Raw genomic sequence first — 17,301 nt, 5'->3', positions numbered from 1 at the left:
GCAGGTCCAGTTCAGAACAGCGGGATAGCCACTTCGTTCGCGGTGCGGCAGTGCCATGCGGACGAATTTTGCCGGGAACCGATCGCACCTTTCAGCGTCGGCGGGGACCGAAGCGCTTGCGGGGAGCGCCGCGGAAGCCGGCGGCGGGCGGCGGCTCGCGGCGGCGGGCGCGGGAGGCCAGCGTTTCCGACAGACGTTGGCCGATGGCGTCGCGGGCGCTGCGCACCCGGTCGCGGTCGGGCAAGGAGTCGGGAAACTTGCGCGACGCCCAGAAATAGAGGTCGCAGGTCCGGGAGGCCGCTTCCAGCACATCGGCGGTCAGCCCGTCGAGCCGGGCCGGGATCAGGCGCGCGAGCGGCAGGACCTCCCCCGTCTCCACCGCGTCGAGAATGGCGGCGAAGACCTTGGCGTCTTCCGGCTCCTCCAGATCGGCGGGGGCGAGCAGCAGCTCCAGCTTGGCGGCCAGGGCCAGCCGCCGGGCATCCAGCATCGGCGCGGCGCGGCGCAGGGCGGACAGGTCGGCCAGCCGGAAGGGAGACCCGGCGGTGGCCGCGGTGCCGAAGCACTCCACCAGCAGGCGCGTCTCATCGCTGTCGATGTGGGAGGCCAGTCGGGCAAGCATGGCGCGGGTCGGGCGGACCGGCAGGGGCGCGTCGGCGCCCAGACGGCGGTCGGTCGCCTCCAGCAGGCGTTTCAGCGTAGCGGGCGTGCCGCGGGCGATGACGCCGAAATGCCCCTCCTCGAACTGGCCGAAGCGGCCAGCGCGGCCGGCGATCTGCTTGACCTCCGTCGCGGTCAGCGGGCGGACACTGCTGCCATCGTACTTCTCCAGCGCGGTGAACAGCACGCGGCGGCAGGGCAGATTGAGACCCATGCCGATGGCATCGGTCGCCACCACCACGTCAGCCTCCCCGGACAGGAAGCGCGCCGCCTCGCGCCGCCGCACCGCCGGGGCCAGCGCGCCATAGATGGCGGCGACCGACAGGCCCTGGGCCAGCAGCGTGTCGCGGACGCTGTGCACCTCGCGGCGGGAGAAGGCGATCAGGGCGTCGCCGCGCTCCACCTCCGCCCAGTCCAGCCGGCGGTCGAGCATCGACAGCGGGGTCTTGCGGTCCAGTTCCACCACCTCCAGCGCTTCGCCGAGATGGGCGGCGGCACGCTCCACCAGCGGGCGAACTTCGGGCGCGCCGAGGATGTAGACGGTTTCAGCCGGTACACCCATCAGCGCGGCGGTCCAGGCCCAGCCGCGCGCCGGATCGGCCAGCATCTGGATCTCGTCGATCACCGCCACTTCCACCGGCCGGTCGGGATCCATCACCTCGATGGTGGAGGCGGTGTGGCGGGCGCCGGGGGTGCGGATCTCCTCCTCCCCGGTGATGAGCGTGGTGGGGGTGCCTTCGGCGTTCAGCCGCTCCATCACCTCCAGCGCCAGCAGGCGCAGCGGGGCGAGGTAGACGCCGTCGCGCGCCTCGCGCAGGGCCGTGATGGCGCGGTGGGTCTTGCCGGAGTTGGTCGGGCCGATCACCAGCACCAGCCGGCGGTTCATGCCGCGTGCCACCGGAAACAGCCGCTCGAAGCGGGAGAAGTCGAAATGGCGGTCGACATAGGCCCGGCCGCGCGCCTCCGCCCGGTCGCGGCGCCACTGGTCGTACTCGCGGTCCCAGCGGTCTAGCAACTCGCCGGCATCGGTGCGGTTGCGGGCGGCCTTGCCCAACCGCTCGGCGAGGCTGGCGAAGCCCCAATCGGGATCGTCGCCAGCCCGCTCGGCCAAGTCGCGCAGCCGGGTCGCCACATGGGACAGCGCATCGTCGAGTGAAGCGCGCAATGCGGGGTCATGGTCGAGCCGCGCCGCCAGTTCGGCATCCGACAGGTCCGACAATTCCAGTGCGTCGAAGGTCCTGGACACCTGCAGCCGGATCGCGGGCGACAGGCCGGGCCAGGGCAACTCGTCGCTGCGCACGGCGCGGACGCGGGTCCGCTCCTCGCAGGACAGCAACGCGGTGTGGCTACCGGCAAGCGCCCGCCTTCCTTGCGCCAGCAGCGCGTCGCGGCGATGGGCGCGGTCGATGCGGCCGGTGATCTCCAGCAGGATGGCCTCGCGCCGCTCTGCAGGCACCAGCAGGTCGCGCTTTCCCTTGGGCAGCGGCAGGCCCAGCGGCACCAGTCCGCGCGCCTCGGCATCGGGCATCCGCAGCACGCCGGCGGCCCCCAGAGTCGTCACCTCCGGATGGGCGACGGCGAGGTCGTGGACCAGATGCGGGTCGGCCGCAGTCGTGTTGGCATCGTCTGTCATGGAACCTGTCCGGAAGCGATGTGGTGCAGCACGATGCCGCTGGTGGTCGCCACGTTTAGGGAATCGAAGCTGCCGGCCATCGGGATCCGCACGCTGCGGGCGCGGGCCAGCAGGGCCGGCGGCAGGCCCGGTCCCTCCGAGCCGAACAGCAGGGCGGCGCGGCGCGGTGGCGTCAGGGCGGCCAGCGTCTCGGCACCGGCGGGGCTCAGCGCCACCGCTTCGAACCCAAACCTGTCGAGCAAGGCGAGCGGATCCTCGTCGGTGGCGAGTTTCGCCGTCGGCACCAGCAGCGTCGCCCCCACCGAAACACGGATCGCCTTGCGGTAGAGCGGATCGCAGCAGCCGGAATCGAGAATCACCGCGTCGGCACCGAAGGCGGCGGCATTGCGGAAGATGCCCCCCATATTGTCGTGATTGCCGATACCGAACAGCATCACCACCCGTGCAACCGGGCCGCAGGCCCTCAGCAGGTCGGCCGCGCCGGGCGTCTCGATCCTCTCTCCCACCGCCAGGATGCCGCGGTGCAGGGGAAAGCCGGCGATGCGGTCGAGCACGGGCTGCGTGGCCGTGTAGACGGGCGTGCCGGCGGGCAGGGCGGCCAGCATCGGTTCCAGCGCCTCCGCCCGTTTCTCTGCGATCAGCAGCGAGCGGGCAAGGGTGCGGGTGGACTGGAGGAGGCTGCGCACCACCACCGCCCCTTCGGCGATGAACAACCCGTCACGGCCGACCAGATCGCGCTCCCGCACGTCGCGGTAGGGCTCGATGCGCGGATCCTCGGGATCGGTGATGGGGATGATGGTGGGCAAGGGGACGCTCGGCATCTGGGGTGTGCGCCTAATTAGTGCATATGCGCGCGGCTTTCCAATGCCGTGGCGCCGCCCCATGGGCATACCCCCTTGCCGAACCGGAAGGCTCCGCTCATGTTGCGATGCAGCATAAGCGAGCGGGGACGTGCAGACCATGACCATCATTCGCAAGCTGTGGAACCGCGTTTGCGGCAAGCCCGCAACCGTCCAGCCGGCCAAACCAACGGATCCGCTGGAACTCGCGGGGCCAGGGCCGATGTTCGCCCTGCCGCCGCCGAAGCCGACGCTGGTGCTGGCGTTGCAGGGCGGCGGGGCGCATGGGGCCTTCACCTGGGGCGTGCTCGACCGGTTGCTGGAGGAGGATATCCGGCTGGTCGGCGTCAGCGGCGCCAGTGCCGGGGCGATGAACGCCGCGATGCTGGTGCAGGGCTGGGCGCGGGGCGGCCCGAATGGCGCAAGGGAGGGCGCGCGTGCGGAACTGGCGAATTTCTGGGAGCGGGTGAGCGCCGCCGGACGGCTGGGGCCGATCCGGCCGAGCGTGACCGACCGGCTGCTCGGCCGCTGGAACGTCGACAACGCGCCGGGGTCCCATCTGGTGGAGTGGGCGAAGCGCTGGATCACGCCCTATCAGACGCAGTCGGCGGATTTCCATCCCCTGCGCGGCCTGCTGACCGAGATGGTGGAGCCGGAGCTGATCCGGCGGAGCGGGCTGCGGCTGTTCGTCAGCGCCACCAACGTGCGGAGCGGCGCCCTGCGGCTGTTCGACGAGACGGAGGTCGGCGTCGATCATCTGCTGGCGTCGGCCTGCCTGCCGCACCTGTTCCGCGCGGTGCGGATCGACGGGCAGGATTACTGGGACGGCGGCTATCTCGCCAACCCGCCGCTGTCGCCGCTGGTGGAGGCCTGTCCCGGTGCCGATCTGCTGGTGGTGGCGATCAACCCCTTCACCTGCGCCACCACTCCGGAGGATCCGGCCGGCATCGCCGCCCGCCTGAACCAGATCACCTTCAACGCTGCCCTGCTGCAGGAACTGCGCTGCCTGTCCGCGCGCACCGACGCCCCGCGCCTGCACCTGATCGGCGCCGACGAGCATCTCCAGGATCTGGGTCTCTATTCAAAGCTGATGACCGACTGGAGCTTCCTCAACTGGCTGCGCGACGCCGGGCGGGAGGCGGCGGGGCGATGGGTTGATCAGAATCTGCGCTCTGTCGGCACGGAAAGCTCCGCCCGGTCGCCGGCGCTGGTGTAATTCTGGCGTCGCATGGATATTTGCTGAGCCTTTACCTGCCCGTCATCCCCGCCTTCGCGGGGATGACGGCTGATCGAGGGGGAGCGTATCGCCTGACCCTCACTCCGCCGGATGCTGTTGGGTGTCGGGATCGGTGTGGGCGAACCAGCGCTTCATCCGGCGCGACAGGGCGTCCAGATAGGTCAGCGCCACCGGCACCACCAGCAGCGTCAGGATGGTGGAGGACAAGAGGCCGCCGATCACCGCGTGGGCCATTGGGGCGCGTTGCTGCGCTCCCTCGCCGATGCCGAGCGCCAGCGGGATCATGCCGAAGATCATGGCGGCGGTGGTCATAACGATGGGGCGCAGGCGGATGATGCCGGCCTCCACCAGGGCGTCGTGCAGGCCGGCGCCCCGCTTGCGCGCCTGGTTGGCGAAATCGACCAGCAGGATGGCGTTCTTGGTCACCAGACCCATCAGCATGATGAAGCCGATGGCGCTGAAGATGTTCAGCGTCGATCCCGCCGCCAGAAGCCCCAGGAACACGCCGACCAGCGACAGCGGCAGCGAGGCCATGATGGCGAGCGGTTGCAGAAAGCTGCCGAACTGCGAGGCCAGGATCAGGTAGATCAGGATGACGGCGAGCGCCAATGCCTGCACCGCGTAGCTGCTGGTCTCCGCGATATCCTTGGTGGATCCGCCGAACACGATGCGGTAGCCGGGCGGCAGCTCGATCTTCGCCAATTCCGCCTGCAGCTCCCGCCCGGCATCGCCGGCGGCGCGCCCCTGGACGTTGGCCTGGACATTCACCTCGCGCTGCAGGTCGCGCCGGTTGATCTGCGAGGCGCCGAGCGTCGTCACCACCTCCGCCACCTGGGACAGAGGAATCATGCGCGGCGTGCCGTTGGCGTCCTTCCCGCCGGCAAAATGGATGCGGTCGAGGTCGGCGCGGCCGGCGCGGTCGCCTTCGGGCAGGCGGACCAGCACGTCGTAGCTCTCGCCGTCCGGCGCCTTCCAGCTCGACGCCGTGTCGCCCGCGAACAGCGGGCGCAGGGTGTCGGCCATCTTGGCGGTGCCGATGCCGAGGTCGCTGGCGATGTCGCGCTTCAGCCGGATGGCCAGCGTCGGCTTGGCGGCCTTCAGCGTGCTGTCGACGTCGACGAAGCCGGGGATGGCGCGCATGGCGCCGACGACCTTCTGCGACAGCCGGTCCAGTTCCGCGATGTCGCGGCCCTGCACCGAGACCTGGATCTGCTTCTGCACGCCGCCGACGCCGGGGATGGCGATGCCGATGGTGACGCCGGGAATCGCCAACAGCCGCTCGCGCAGCAGCGGAGCGAGATCGTTCGGGGACCGCTTGCGCTGGTCGATGGGGGTGTAGCGCAGATAGATGCTGCCGCGGTTGTGGCCGATCGACACGCCGGTGTTGACGGTGCTGTAGGTGTAGGCGATCTCCGGAAACTCGCGGATCGCCGCCTCCACCTGCTTGGTCTTGGCGGTGGTGGTGGCGAGCGAGGAGCCGACGGGGGTCTCAACCTCGACGATCTGCTCGCCCAGGTCGGCGGCCGGCACGAATTCCACGCCGATGCGCGGCACCAGCAGGAAGCTGCCGAAGAAGGTCGCCAGTGCCACGACCATCACCAGCCAGCGGTGGCGCAGGCCCCAGCGCAGAACCGCGCCGTAACCGTGCGAGACGGCATTGAACCCGCGCTCGAACCGCTCCGCGAAGCGGCCGAAGATGGATCGGCCATGCTTGCCGTGTGCCGCCGGGTCGTACCACACGCTGGACAGCATCGGATCGAGCGTGAAGGACACGAACAGCGAGATCAGCACCGCCGCCGAGACGGTGATGCCGAATTGCAGGAAGAAGCGGCCGATGATGCCGCCCATGAAGGCGACCGGCAGGAACACCGCGACGATGGTCAGCGTGGTCGCCAGCACCGCCAGCCCGATCTCCGCCGTTCCGTCGAGCGCGGCCTGCCGGTGGCCCTGGCCGCGGGCGAGGTGGCGCATGATGTTCTCGCGCACCACGATGGCGTCGTCGATCAGGATGCCGATGGCGAGCGACAGCGCCATCAGCGTCATCATGTTCAGGGTGAAGCCCATCGCCGCCAGCATGCCGAAGGTGCCCAGCACGGCGACCGGCAGGGTCAGCGCGGTGATGACCGTGCTGCGCCAGGACCCCAGGAAGATCATGACGATCAGGATCGTCAGGATGCCGCCCTCGACCAGGGTCTTCTGCACGTTGCTCAGCGAGTTGGTGATCCCGCGGGAGCTGTCGCGCACCACCGCCAGCGTCACGTCGGGCGGCAGCGAGCCGTTGGTCCGCAGATCCTGGATCGCCGCATGCAGGCCGCGCGCGACCTCTACCGTGTTGGCGCCCTGGACCTTCACCACATCGACCGCCAGCGCCGGGGCGCCGTTCAGCATGGCGGCGGAGTCCTGCTCCTGCTGTCCGTCGATCACCTCGGCGACCTGACCGAGGCGAACGGGGCTCTCGCCGCGACGGGCGACGATCAGATCCAGCAGGTCGCGCGGGTTGCGCACGCGCCCTTCCACCTGGACCACTCGTTCCCGCCCCTGGCCGGTGACGGTGCCGGCGGGCACGTCCTGGTTCTCGCCGGTGACGGTCGCGATCACCTCGTCGACGCCGACAGTCAGGGCTTCCAGTTTTTCCGGCTTCAGGCGCACCAGGATCTGGCGCTTCACACCGCCGGCGATGGTTGCCTTGCCGACGCCACGGACATTCTGCAGCCGCTTCAGGATGATCTGGTCGGTCAGCGTGGTCAGGTCGCGCAAGGAGCGCAGGTCCGACGTCACCGCGATGGACAGGATGGGCTGGTCGTCGGGATTGAAGCGGGTGATCTGCGGATCCTTCACCTCGTCGCGGAAGCTGGCGCGGATGGCCGAGACCTTTTCGCGCACATCCTGCAGCGCCTGGACCGAGGAGGTCTTCAGGTCGAACTCCGCGATCACCACCGACTGACCCTCGTAGGAGCGCGAGGTCAGCGTCTTGATGCCGGCGATGGTGTTGATCGCATCCTCGACCGGGCGGGTGATGTCGGTCTCCACCGTTTCCGGGCTGGCGCCGGGATAGGCGGTGCTGACCACCACCACCGGGAAATCCACGTCGGGAAACAGGTCGACGCCCAAACGGTTGTAGGAGAAGAGGCCGAGCACCATCAACGCCACCATCATCATGGTGGCGAAGACCGGGTTGTCGACGCTGATGCGGGTGATCGGCATGGGGCTGTCCGAGGCTCAGGAGCCGGTGGCCGAGCCGGCGACCGCGACCGAGCGGCCGGCGGTCAGGCCGGGCAGGTTGCCGGTGACGATCCTGTCGCCCGGCGCCAGCCCCTCCACCTGCACCAGATCGCCGCGCGCCCATTGGGCCACCCGCGTGACCGGGCGGCGCACGGTGCGTCCATCGGCGACCGCCAGCACGAAATCCCCCTGTCCGTCGTGGCGGATGGCGACCGGCGGCACGGCGATGGCGCCCGATGCCTCCGCCACCAGAACCTCGCCGCTGGCGAACATGCCGCCGCGCAGGGCGCCGTCCCCGTTGTCGACCGTCACATAGACCGGGATGGCACGCGATCCCGCCCGCGCCATCGGGTTGATGCGGGCGACGCGGCCGGCGAACTCACGCTCGCCAAAGCCCTCGACGCGAAGCCGGGCGGTCTGGCCGACTGCCAGCCTCGCCACCTGTTCCGCCGGGACGGTGGCCTCCACCTCCACCCGCGACAAGTCGACGATGGTGAACATGGCGGCATTCACCGCCAGATTTTCCCCCGGATTGACAGAGCGGGTAGCGACCATCCCGTCGATGGGGCTCGCCACCACCGCGTCGCGCAGGGCCTTGCGCGCCAGCTCCACCTGGGCGGCCAGCGCGTCCACCTGCGCCCGTTGGAAGCCGAAGCTGCTTTCCGCCTGATCCAGGCTGGTGTCGGAGACGATGTTGTTGCGGTTCAGCGTGCGGTTCTTGGCCAGCGTCCTCTCCGCCAGGACCAGCTGGGCGCGGGCGCCTTCAAGATTGGCCTGCTTCTCGTTCAGGCGGGCGGCAAGCTCCACCGTCTCGAAGCGGGCCAGCACCTCCCCCCGGCGCACGGCCTGCCCCTCGCGCACCGGCACCTCGGCCAGCCGGGCCGACACCTCCGCCTTGACCGCCGACTGTTCCATGGGCGAGACGGACCCGCTGAGGCGGACGGTCTCGGTCAGCGCGCGGGGGGCGACGGTCGTCACCTCCAGCGCCGACAGTTCCACCGGGCGCTCGGCGGCCGGCACGGGCGGAACCGCATGGTGCGCATCCGGGCCCTGGGTCCGCCACATGGCCAGCCCGCCGACCGCAACCAGCAGAAGAACGAGCCAACCGAGCCAGCGGAAGCGCCGCGGGCGGGCACGGGCGTCGTCTTGCGGTGGAGGCCGCTCCGGCTCGAACGGCTGAGGGGCCGGGGGGACGGTCCGTTGCGGGGCGGTCATGATGCTTGATCCAGTTCGGCCGGGCCTGCGCAGTCTTCTCTGTCGGTACCGGTTGAGGGCGCGGCCGTCGCCATCCATTAAGGGTGGCGCCGATGTTCCGTCAAGGTTCCCATTGTCGCGGTTTGTGACGGGACTGTCCTGCTCGAAGGGACAGCCAACATAGACATACCGACATTTGCCGAAAATCCTAATTGTCCACTTCAGGACAAGGGATCAATAGGGCTTTTTTGGGGCATCTTCGGGACAGGATTCCGAAAACGGTCGCGTTGTCGCTTGACAGCCGTGGGCTATACATCGAAAAGCGATCCATCTCTTGTCCCGCCCGCGCCAACAGCACGGAAATTCCCTAGTGGTCAAACGGAACCTCGCGACGATCCACGCCGCCGGAGCTATCCTGTGCCTCGCGCTCGGTCTGGCCGGCTGTGCCACCGAAGCGCCGCAGGTGCAGACGGCACCCGCTGTCGAAACTGCCGAACTCCCGGACCCGAACGATCCGCTGGCGCGCTGGGTTCCGATGATCCGCGAGGCCTCCCAGCGCTACGACATGCCGGAGAAGTGGATCCGCGCGGTGATGATGCGGGAGAGCAATGGCCGCGCCACCGCCCGCAATGGCAAGGTTCTGACCAGTTCCGCCGGGGCTCTCGGCCTGATGCAGGTGATGCCCGGCACCTACGAGCTGATGCGGACGCAGTACGGGCTGGGGCCCGATCCATCCGATCCGCGCGACAACATCCTGGCCGGCACCGCCTATCTGCGCGAGATGTACGACCTTTTCGGGGCGCCTGGCTTCCTGGCCGCCTACAATTGCGGACCGGCCTGCTATGCCCAGCATCTGGCCGGCAAGCAGCGGCTGCCGCGCGAGACGAAGCTGTATCTGGCCGCCCTGACCCCGGTGCTGCGCGGCTCCGCTCCACGCGAGCCGTCCTTGGCGGCCGGTGCCGGTGCCATCGAGATCGCGGTGGTGCCGGACGATGCGCCGAAGCCGCGCGGCGGCCAGCCGGTTGCCCCGGTTCAGACTCAACAGCCGGCTCCCGTCATGGTCGCCGCCGCGGAGGCTCCGTCGTCGCGGGCCGTCGAGCCGCGCCGGATGGAACCGCGCCCGGCCGAACAGAGGTCTGTCGAGCCGATGACTGCACCGGTCCCGGCGGCTGCGCCAGTGGTCGTCGCATCGCTGCCGCAGCCGGCCGCAGCACCCGCCCTGCCGGTCAAGGTTGCCAGCGCCGAGAACCGGCCGGCTCCTGTGACACACCGGGTCAACCCGCAATTCACCACCCAGGTCGCCGAAGCGCTGCTGCCCCCGCAGTCGGTCGGCAAGGGGGAACGCGTGGTGATGCGTTTCGTCTCGCAGCGTGTCGATGGCTGCGGCAGCCTCGCCGGCCGCGACCGCGCCTGCGTGACGTTGGCGGACGCACAGTAAAGGGACCGCAAAAGGTGCGAGGGCGGCCGTGCCGCCTCTCCCCCCCCGATCAGGACGGGGCGAATGGCCGATGCCTGTCCGCCTGCACCTTGAGCTTAACTTTTTTCGCTCCCTTGCGGTTGGATTTGATCCGCATCACTTACGGATAGCCTTGTCACTGGCATAACGGTGAGATGGACAGGTCCGAACACACATCCAGCCCATATCCACCCTGCAGTTGCTGTGGGGGAGACATTCTGCTCGGCGAGCCAATGTACTGGACGCCGGAGCGGCCGGGACATGTCTGGCACGATCTCTGCGCCCAGAGAGAGGGGCTGCTTCCCGCCAGCCCCAAGCCCATCCGCGGCAGGCGGCGCGGCACGAAACCGGGCACCCGCTCACCGGCCGCCGAACCGCTGTTCTGAGGTTGGCCTTCGTGACCGGATGTCGGCTCAGGGTCGCATGCGTGCGATGATCCTTGGCAAAATGCCGGTGAGGGCCAGAGAGTCGAATGCCCAGCTCAGATGGGCCTTGCGCAGTTTCTCACGCTGATCCGGATCGCCGGCCAGCCTTGCAAGGATCCGTACCGCGTCCGATTCATCGATGAAGGCAAGGTCCTGCTCGTACGGGCCGAAAAGTCGCGCGGAATCGGTGTGCCGCCAACCGACCAGGAGTCCATTCCGTTTGATGATCTCCAGCGTTCTGGGAAAGACCGCGGTGTCAAAGGCGAGACTGCCGAAATCCAGGCAGGCGGCTGCGGTTCCGTAAGCGTTCCGCAGAGCCGTGGACATGGGGTCTGCATCGACACCAAGACGCTCCCAGCCATTGCCCCGGAGCATGAAGGTCTCCTTGAAGGCAACGCGGATGGCGGTGGAAAATCTGCGGCGGTTCTCGACCGAAAATGCAATGGTGAAGGCCCTGTTGAAGCGGAGTGACCAGCCCGGATCCGCCGACTGCTCGGCCAATCCGCACTGGTCCATCGCCTGAATCCGATTTAACTCCGGCCTTTCCATCATGACGCCGGCAACGGTCGCGGCAGCGGCGGAGATGGCCTGGTCTGTGATTTCTGGTCCGGTCGGGATGTGGTCCGGCCAGCCCTGTCCCAGATAGAGGAAACGGTCCCGGACCAGAGCCTCGCCCTCTGCGGTATCGGCCTCCCCCCTCATGGCCGCATAGGGATGGCGGGCCAGCCCTGTATCGTTCAGAGACATCCAGCGCTTGTAGAGATCGGACGTGCCGTCCGCCGATCGCGCGGTGTAGATCCAGCGATGGACGCCGAGTGGCTCATGAAAAACGCGCGACAAACCCATCCGGTTCGCCTGCTGCGCTGCCGCCGGACACATGCACCACATGAAAACACTCTGCCGATCCATCCACTGATCGGCCTCTTTGACCACCTCCACCGTTTGAGCGCCGATCTCCTCGACCGGGTGGTTCAGGCAGATGTGAATGACCGTGGGCCGCTTGCCGAAGCTCGCGACATACCCCAGCAGCATCTCGATGGTTTCGCGCGGAATTTGGAAGAGGTTTAGTACGAACAGGGCATCGATGGGACGGTCGATGATGTCCTGCGAGATGTCCGGCAGGGCCAGCACCGAGTCATGACCAAGGTCGACCAATGCGGCATGGATGGACCACAGGATTTCGGAGGTGCCGTGACCACACAGGAGGAAACGCACGGGGTCAGCTCCTCATCCGATACAGATCGACCGCCTCGTTCAGATAGACGGGAAGTTGGGTCCGGTCGGATTCTTCCTGCTTCACTGCGGCGAAGCGGTTGCGTGCATCTTCGCGGCTTCCTGACAACAGGGACGGGTCGGCCGCCAGCGCAACCGCCCGCTCAACGAAGGAGTCGTTGGTAGCGACGACGAACCCCGGCCCGGCGATGCTTGCCACGTCGCCGCTGTCGAAGGCCAGGATCGGCAGTCCGGATGCCAGCGCCTGGGCTGCGCTGCCGCCGCCGCCGGTGCGGCGGGGATTGAGAAAGACGTCGCACAGCGAAAGGAGGGCACCGATGCGCTCGACATGGCCGAGGCAGCGGAGGCTTGCGGCATGGCGGGAGGCGGCGAGACGGCCCCGCAGCGTATCGACGGGGCCGGCGAACAGGACCTCGCCATGCGGGACAGCATCCAGCACCCGTTCCAAGATAGCCAGGAAAGCGGCATCCACTTCCGCATCCAGGCGGTTGCCGACGACCACATACAGGAAGGCATCGTCCGCCAGATCGAATTCGGCCCGGTTGGTCGGGCCTTCGTCCTGCCGCAGCGCCATCCCCAACCGGAACGGACGCCAGGAGCGGGCCAGCCGCCCTTCGCCGGGCGGAGCCGTCCGGCCGCCGTAATCCAGGACGATGTCGGCGAGCGAGACCGTCTGGCCGCTGGTCGTCGGAATGCACAGAAGCGGCCGGGCAGAGGCCAGCAGGTCGGCGACGATCACCGATCCGCCGAAGGCGATCACCAGATCGGGGTCGAATTGCTCGACCGCCGAGAAAAAGCCGTTCAGCTTGTCGGCGGTGATGCCGGGCGCGGTGGAGGACAGCAGGCGGACGCTGTCGTTTCCGAATTGGATCGTCTGGTCGCCGGACAGACTCTCTTCCACCGCGGCGGCGAAGGGCGGGATGAAAGGGCTGTAATAGCGGTCCGGCATCATGTTGGTGTTCAGCGCCAGCACCGTCCGCCCCAGATCCCGCTGCAACCGGACCGCCTGGGCCAGCAGGTCGCGGGTCGGCTGGTGCTGGTCGGACAGGAACTGGTTGGTGACGATGACGACACGGCCGGTCGCCGGCTTGTCCGCCTGTCTCGCGACCGGCGACAGACCCAAGCGCAGCGAAATCTGCTTCAGGAACCGCTCGTAGAACGGCAGCACCCGTTCGGTCACGAAGTCCGGGACGGAAGCGAAATCCATCCGCATCAGGAACAGCTGGCGCTGCATGCTCCAATAGATCTGGTTGATGCCGTCCAGCGGCGCCAGATCGAGCACATTGTCCAGCATATCGAGGATGCGCAGGTAACGGCGCAGATCGCCGGTAACGCAGGCCAGCGCCGACTCGCGGAGGATGGGGTCCAGCGCGGCCGTGGCGGCCTCCAGCGCCGCCATCGCCTCGACATCGCCGCCGAGGCCCGCGATACGTGCGGAGTCGCAGGCTTCGGTGATGTCCCTCAGCGCTTCACCGGTTCCGGCCGGTCCATGCAGGCGGGCGATCAGGTCGCCCAGGATCGGCGCGCGGGAACCTGTCATTTCCATCATCTGGCGTTCCTTGGGACATGCGCACCGAAGCCCCGCCCTGCGGGCAATCACGATGTCGGCCGACCTGCGGCACCGCTCGAACGAGATGAAGGTCAGGACATCATGACGGTCAGGATAGCATGACGGCCCGGCGGGTCGATTCGCCGGGCCGGTCTTAACGCGCGTCCCTCCTCACTCCCACTCGATGGTGCCGGGCGGCTTCGAGGTGATGTCGTAGACCACGCGGTTGACGCCGCGGACCTCGTTGACGATGCGGTTGGACACGCGCGCCAGGAAGTCGTGGGGGAAGGGATACCAGTCGGCGGTCATGCCGTCGGTGGAGGTCACGGCGCGCAGCGCCAGCACATGGTCGTAGGTGCGGCCGTCGCCCATCACGCCGACGGTGCGGACCGGCAACAGAACCGCGAAGGCCTGCCAGATCGCATCATAGAGGCCGGCGTTGCGGATTTCCTCCAGATAGACCGTGTCGGCCTTGCGCAGGATCTCCAGCTTCTCCGGGGTGATCTCGCCGGGAACGCGGATGGCGAGGCCCGGTCCGGGGAAGGGGTGGCGGCCGATGAAGGCCGGCGGCAGGCCGAGTTCGCGGCCCAAGGCGCGCACCTCGTCCTTGAACAGCTCGCGCAGCGGCTCCACCAGCTTCAGCTTCATCCGTTCCGGCAGGCCGCCGACATTGTGGTGCGACTTGATGGTGACGGACGGACCGCCGGTGAAGGACACGCTCTCGATCACGTCGGGGTAGAGGGTGCCCTGGGCCAGGAACTCCGCACCGCCGACCTTGGCGCTCTCCTCGTCGAAGACCTCGATGAACAGGCCGCCGATGATCTTGCGCTTCTGCTCCGGATCGGTGACGCCGGCCAGCTTGCCAAGGAACAGATCGGCCGCCTCGCGGTGGACCAGCGGGATGTTGTAATGGTCGCGGAACAGCCGAACGACCTCTTCCGACTCGCCGGCGCGCATCAGGCCGGTGTCGACGAAGATGCAGGTCAGCTGGTCGCCGATGGCCTCATGGATCAGCACCGCCGCGACCGACGAATCGACGCCGCCCGACAGGCCGCAGATCACCTTGCCGGTGCCGACCTGGGCGCGGATCTTCTCGATGGCTTGGCTCTTGAAGGCGGCCATCGTCCAGTCGCCCTTGATGCCGGCGACGCGGTGGACGAAGTTCGCCAGCAGCTGGGCACCGTGCGGGGTATGGACCACCTCCGGGTGGAACTGCACGCCGTACATGCGGCGGCTGTCGTCGGCGATGGCGGCGAAGGGCGCGCCGTCGCTGACCGCCACGGCGCGGAAGCCGTCCGGCAGCGCGGTGACGCGGTCGCCGTGGCTCATCCAAACCTGTTCCTTGGACCCGATCTCCCACAGCCCGTCGAACAGGGCGCAGGGCTCCTTGATCTCGATGAAGGCGCGGCCGAACTCGCGGTGGTCGGAGCCGGAAACGGTGCCGCCCAGCTGGTGGCACATGGTCTGCTGGCCGTAGCAGATGCCGAGCACCGGCACCTTCAGGTCGAACACCGCCTGCGGCGCGCGCGGGCCGTTCGCCTCGGTGACGGAGGCCGGGCTGCCGGACAGGATGATCGCCTTCGGGTCATACTCGCGGATGCGCTCGTCGCTCATGCCGAAGGGATGGATCTCGCAATAGACACCGCTCTCGCGCACGCGGCGGGCGATGAGCTGGGTGACCTGCGACCCGAAATCGAGAATGAGGACGCGTTCGGCGGAAAGGGAAGCGGCGCTGGACATCGACGAATCCTGATGCGGGGGACTCAAGGCCTCTCACTACCGCACCTCCGGCCCCGCCGACAAGCGTGCAAGCGGCGTCAGGTCGCGCCAGCCATAGGCGATCTCGACCAGATCGGTGTTGGCGAAACGGATCGGACGTTCCGCCACCTTGATCCCGCCCAGCCTTTCGTAGAACCAGCGCGACGGGTTGTCTCGCAGGCACCACACCGCGGCGGAGCGGATCCCGGCGGTCAGGAAGCGGTCGGCCATGGCAGCCATCAACCGCCGCCCGATGCCGTAACCCTTTGCATCGTCGAGCAGATACAGAGCATGGAACTCCCCCGCATGGCCCTGTACCGCGACCCGCCGCGTGCCGAAGGAGGCGATGCCGACGATGGTGTCGGGCGCCGCGATCAGGCCGCCGACATCGACAGCGACGAAGGCGCCCTGGCCGGGGCCGCGCATTTCGGCGATGGCTGCCCAGCGTTGCGCGGCGGGCGGTTCGGACAGGTTGATCAGGAATTGCGCCGGGATCAGGCCGGGGTAGGTGGACCGCCAGCTCTGCACATGGACGCGGGCCATGCCGGCGGCGTCCGTCGCGCGTGCCTCGCGGATTGCAACCGTGGTGTCCGTCATCGACCGACCCTCCCGTGCGGCTTCCATGACAACAGTTTGGATCGCCCATGTGGGAAGTCCAGCTGGAAATGGAGGCAGGAATTTGACGCCGGCGATGCAGCCTTGCGGCGGTTGCCGCCCCCGCCCAGTTGTCATCGCGGTGCAACGGGGGTAAACAGCCGGAACCTGTTCCGGCGGATGCCGTGCCCGACTCCATCGGACGCGGTGGCCCGCCAGTCCGTCCCAAGCGCCATGCCGGCGCACCGGGCGGGGCTCCGGAGACCGGACACCGCATGTACTCCTCGCCTACGCTATCCCGTTACATCGGGCGGCAGTTCATCGTCTGGTTCTGCCTGCTGATGATGATCCTGCTCGCCATCGTGCTGCTGCTGGACACTGTGGAGCTGCTGCGCCGCGCCGGCACCAAACCGCATGTGACCTTCGGGCTGGTGGTCCAGATGGCACTGCTGAAGCTGCCGGAGATCGGCCAGCAGATCTTTCCCTTCGTCATCCTGTTCGCGGGCATGTTCACCTTCTGGCGGCTGACCCGCAGCGCCGAACTGGTGGTGGCGCGCGCGGTCGGCGTGTCGGCGTGGCAGTTCCTGATGCCGGTGATGTTCGCCGCCGCCGCCATCGGCGTGGTGAAGGTGACGCTGATCAACCCGGTCGGCGCGGTGTTCGTCGCCAAATACGAACAGTTGCAGGACCGTTACCTGAAGCTCCAGTCGAGCACGCTGAACATCTCCCGCTCCGGCCTGTGGCTGCGCCAGACCAACGAGAAGGAGCAGTTCTTCATCCATTCGGAACTTGTGAACCCGGTGACCTTCGAGCTGTCGAACGTCATCGTCTTCCTGTTCGACGCCGACCAGAATTACCTGGGACGCATCGACGCCCCCAGCGCCGTGCTGAGGGACCGCAAGTGGGAACTGCAGGACGCCACCCTGAACCGGGCCAAGAAGGACCCGGAGCTGCTGGACACCTACACCATCCCGACCGAACTGGACATGGCGACCATCGAGGAGAGCTTCGCCCCGCCCGAGACGATCTCCTTCTGGGAGCTGCCGCGCTTCATCCACACGCTGGAGACCACCGGATTTCCCGCCGTGCGCCACCGGCTGCATTACCAGTCGCTGCTCGCCCAGCCATTCCTGTTCCTGGCGATGGTGCTGTTCGCCGCCGCCTTCTCCCTGCGGCTGCCCCGGCGGGGCGGTACCATGGCGATGGTCACCGGCGGTGTGCTGACCGGTTTCGTGTTGTTCGTGATGACCGACGTGGTGCGCACCTTCGGCATGTCGGAAACGATCCCCATCATCATGGCCGCCTGGAGTCCGGCTGGAATCAGCCTGCTGCTTGGCACTGCGGCGCTGCTGCATCTGGAGGATGGCTGAGACTCGGTGCCGGGGATCCCGTACCGGGCCGGGTCCATTCGCCGCAAAGCGCGGAATTATCCCTGCAGGTCATAATTCCGCCCCGTTGGTTTTGCACTGAAAGGGCGGGGTCGGATTCCGTTTGCATGGGG

The 17,301-nt window shown here is 68.1% G+C and carries 11 protein-coding genes; 3 read left to right on the top strand and 8 right to left on the bottom strand.

What is annotated here, in order from left to right:
* Nucleotides 1–91: 91 nt before the first annotated feature.
* Both A6A40_RS06520 and A6A40_RS06515 read right to left on the bottom strand, forming a co-directional pair.
* Nucleotides 92–2,293, bottom strand: coding sequence for a helicase-related protein (locus tag A6A40_RS06520; RefSeq protein ID WP_063634675.1), 2,202 nt, complete (start codon nucleotides 2,291–2,293; stop codon nucleotides 92–94).
* A complete protein-coding gene (locus tag A6A40_RS06515; protein WP_236783756.1) occupies nucleotides 2,290–3,099 on the bottom strand; it encodes a TrmH family RNA methyltransferase in 810 nt (269 codons plus the stop codon). The genes A6A40_RS06520 and A6A40_RS06515 overlap by 4 nt, the downstream gene beginning before the upstream one ends.
* Nucleotides 3,100–3,253: 154 nt before the next feature.
* Between A6A40_RS06515 and A6A40_RS06510 the strand changes: the two genes are divergently transcribed.
* A complete protein-coding gene (locus A6A40_RS06510) occupies nucleotides 3,254–4,348 on the top strand; it encodes a patatin-like phospholipase family protein (RefSeq protein WP_199275891.1) in 1,095 nt (364 codons plus the stop codon).
* Nucleotides 4,349–4,447: 99 nt separating this feature from the next.
* On the opposite strand, the gene A6A40_RS06505 is transcribed toward A6A40_RS06510, so the two are convergent.
* Together A6A40_RS06505 and A6A40_RS06500 are read right to left on the bottom strand one after the other, a co-directional pair.
* On the bottom strand, nucleotides 4,448–7,573 hold the full coding sequence (locus A6A40_RS06505; RefSeq protein WP_063634673.1) for an efflux RND transporter permease subunit: 3,126 nt from the start codon (nucleotides 7,571–7,573) through the stop codon (nucleotides 4,448–4,450).
* Nucleotides 7,574–7,588: 15 nt separating this feature from the next.
* Entirely contained in the window at nucleotides 7,589–8,806 is a 1,218-nt protein-coding gene (locus tag A6A40_RS06500; protein WP_063634672.1) for an efflux RND transporter periplasmic adaptor subunit, read from the bottom strand.
* A gap of 349 nt (nucleotides 8,807–9,155) precedes the next feature.
* Between A6A40_RS06500 and A6A40_RS06495 the strand changes: the two genes are divergently transcribed.
* Nucleotides 9,156–10,223 (top strand): lytic transglycosylase domain-containing protein, encoded by a 1,068-nt coding sequence (locus tag A6A40_RS06495; RefSeq protein WP_063634671.1) that lies wholly within the window; start codon nucleotides 9,156–9,158, stop codon nucleotides 10,221–10,223.
* 431 nt (nucleotides 10,224–10,654) lie between these two features.
* Here the strand turns inward: A6A40_RS06495 and A6A40_RS06490 are convergent, their stop codons facing one another.
* The 4 genes from A6A40_RS06490 to A6A40_RS06475 form a co-directional block, all read right to left on the bottom strand.
* On the bottom strand, nucleotides 10,655–11,881 hold the full coding sequence (locus tag A6A40_RS06490; RefSeq protein WP_063634670.1) for a hypothetical protein: 1,227 nt from the start codon (nucleotides 11,879–11,881) through the stop codon (nucleotides 10,655–10,657).
* 4 nt (nucleotides 11,882–11,885) lie between these two features.
* A complete protein-coding gene (locus tag A6A40_RS06485; protein WP_236783755.1) occupies nucleotides 11,886–13,448 on the bottom strand; it encodes a glycosyltransferase in 1,563 nt (520 codons plus the stop codon).
* A gap of 171 nt (nucleotides 13,449–13,619) precedes the next feature.
* Nucleotides 13,620–15,188 carry a glutamine-hydrolyzing GMP synthase gene (gene guaA, locus A6A40_RS06480; RefSeq protein WP_063634669.1) on the bottom strand — a complete coding sequence of 523 codons (1,569 nt, stop codon included), beginning with the start codon at nucleotides 15,186–15,188 and terminating at the stop codon, nucleotides 13,620–13,622.
* Between the two features lie 36 nt (nucleotides 15,189–15,224).
* A complete protein-coding gene (locus tag A6A40_RS06475; protein WP_063634668.1) occupies nucleotides 15,225–15,803 on the bottom strand; it encodes a GNAT family N-acetyltransferase in 579 nt (192 codons plus the stop codon).
* A 272-nt stretch (nucleotides 15,804–16,075) separates the two neighbouring features.
* Here A6A40_RS06475 and lptG point away from each other — a divergent pair, with 272 nt between their 5' ends.
* Nucleotides 16,076–17,170 carry an LPS export ABC transporter permease LptG gene (lptG, locus tag A6A40_RS06470; protein WP_063634667.1) on the top strand — a complete coding sequence of 365 codons (1,095 nt, stop codon included), beginning with the start codon at nucleotides 16,076–16,078 and terminating at the stop codon, nucleotides 17,168–17,170.
* Nucleotides 17,171–17,301 lie beyond the last annotated feature (131 nt).

The organism is Azospirillum humicireducens, from assembly GCF_001639105.2.
Lineage (GTDB): Bacteria > Pseudomonadota > Alphaproteobacteria > Azospirillales > Azospirillaceae > Azospirillum > Azospirillum humicireducens.
This window is presented reverse-complemented; position numbering and strand designations above follow the sequence as displayed.

Coding starts and splice junctions, on each gene's coding strand:
- A6A40_RS06485 (WP_236783755.1), bottom strand. CDS start 13,448: ATGATGGAAATGACAGGTTCCCGCGCGCCGATCCTGGGCGACCTGATC.
- A6A40_RS06475 (WP_063634668.1), bottom strand. CDS start 15,803: ATGACGGACACCACGGTTGCAATCCGCGAGGCACGCGCGACGGACGCC.
- A6A40_RS06520 (WP_063634675.1), bottom strand. CDS start 2,293: ATGACAGACGATGCCAACACGACTGCGGCCGACCCGCATCTGGTCCAC.
- guaA (WP_063634669.1), bottom strand. CDS start 15,188: ATGTCCAGCGCCGCTTCCCTTTCCGCCGAACGCGTCCTCATTCTCGAT.
- A6A40_RS06500 (WP_063634672.1), bottom strand. CDS start 8,806: ATGACCGCCCCGCAACGGACCGTCCCCCCGGCCCCTCAGCCGTTCGAG.
- A6A40_RS06510 (WP_199275891.1), top strand. CDS start 3,254: ATGACCATCATTCGCAAGCTGTGGAACCGCGTTTGCGGCAAGCCCGCA.
- lptG (WP_063634667.1), top strand. CDS start 16,076: ATGTACTCCTCGCCTACGCTATCCCGTTACATCGGGCGGCAGTTCATC.
- A6A40_RS06505 (WP_063634673.1), bottom strand. CDS start 7,573: ATGCCGATCACCCGCATCAGCGTCGACAACCCGGTCTTCGCCACCATG.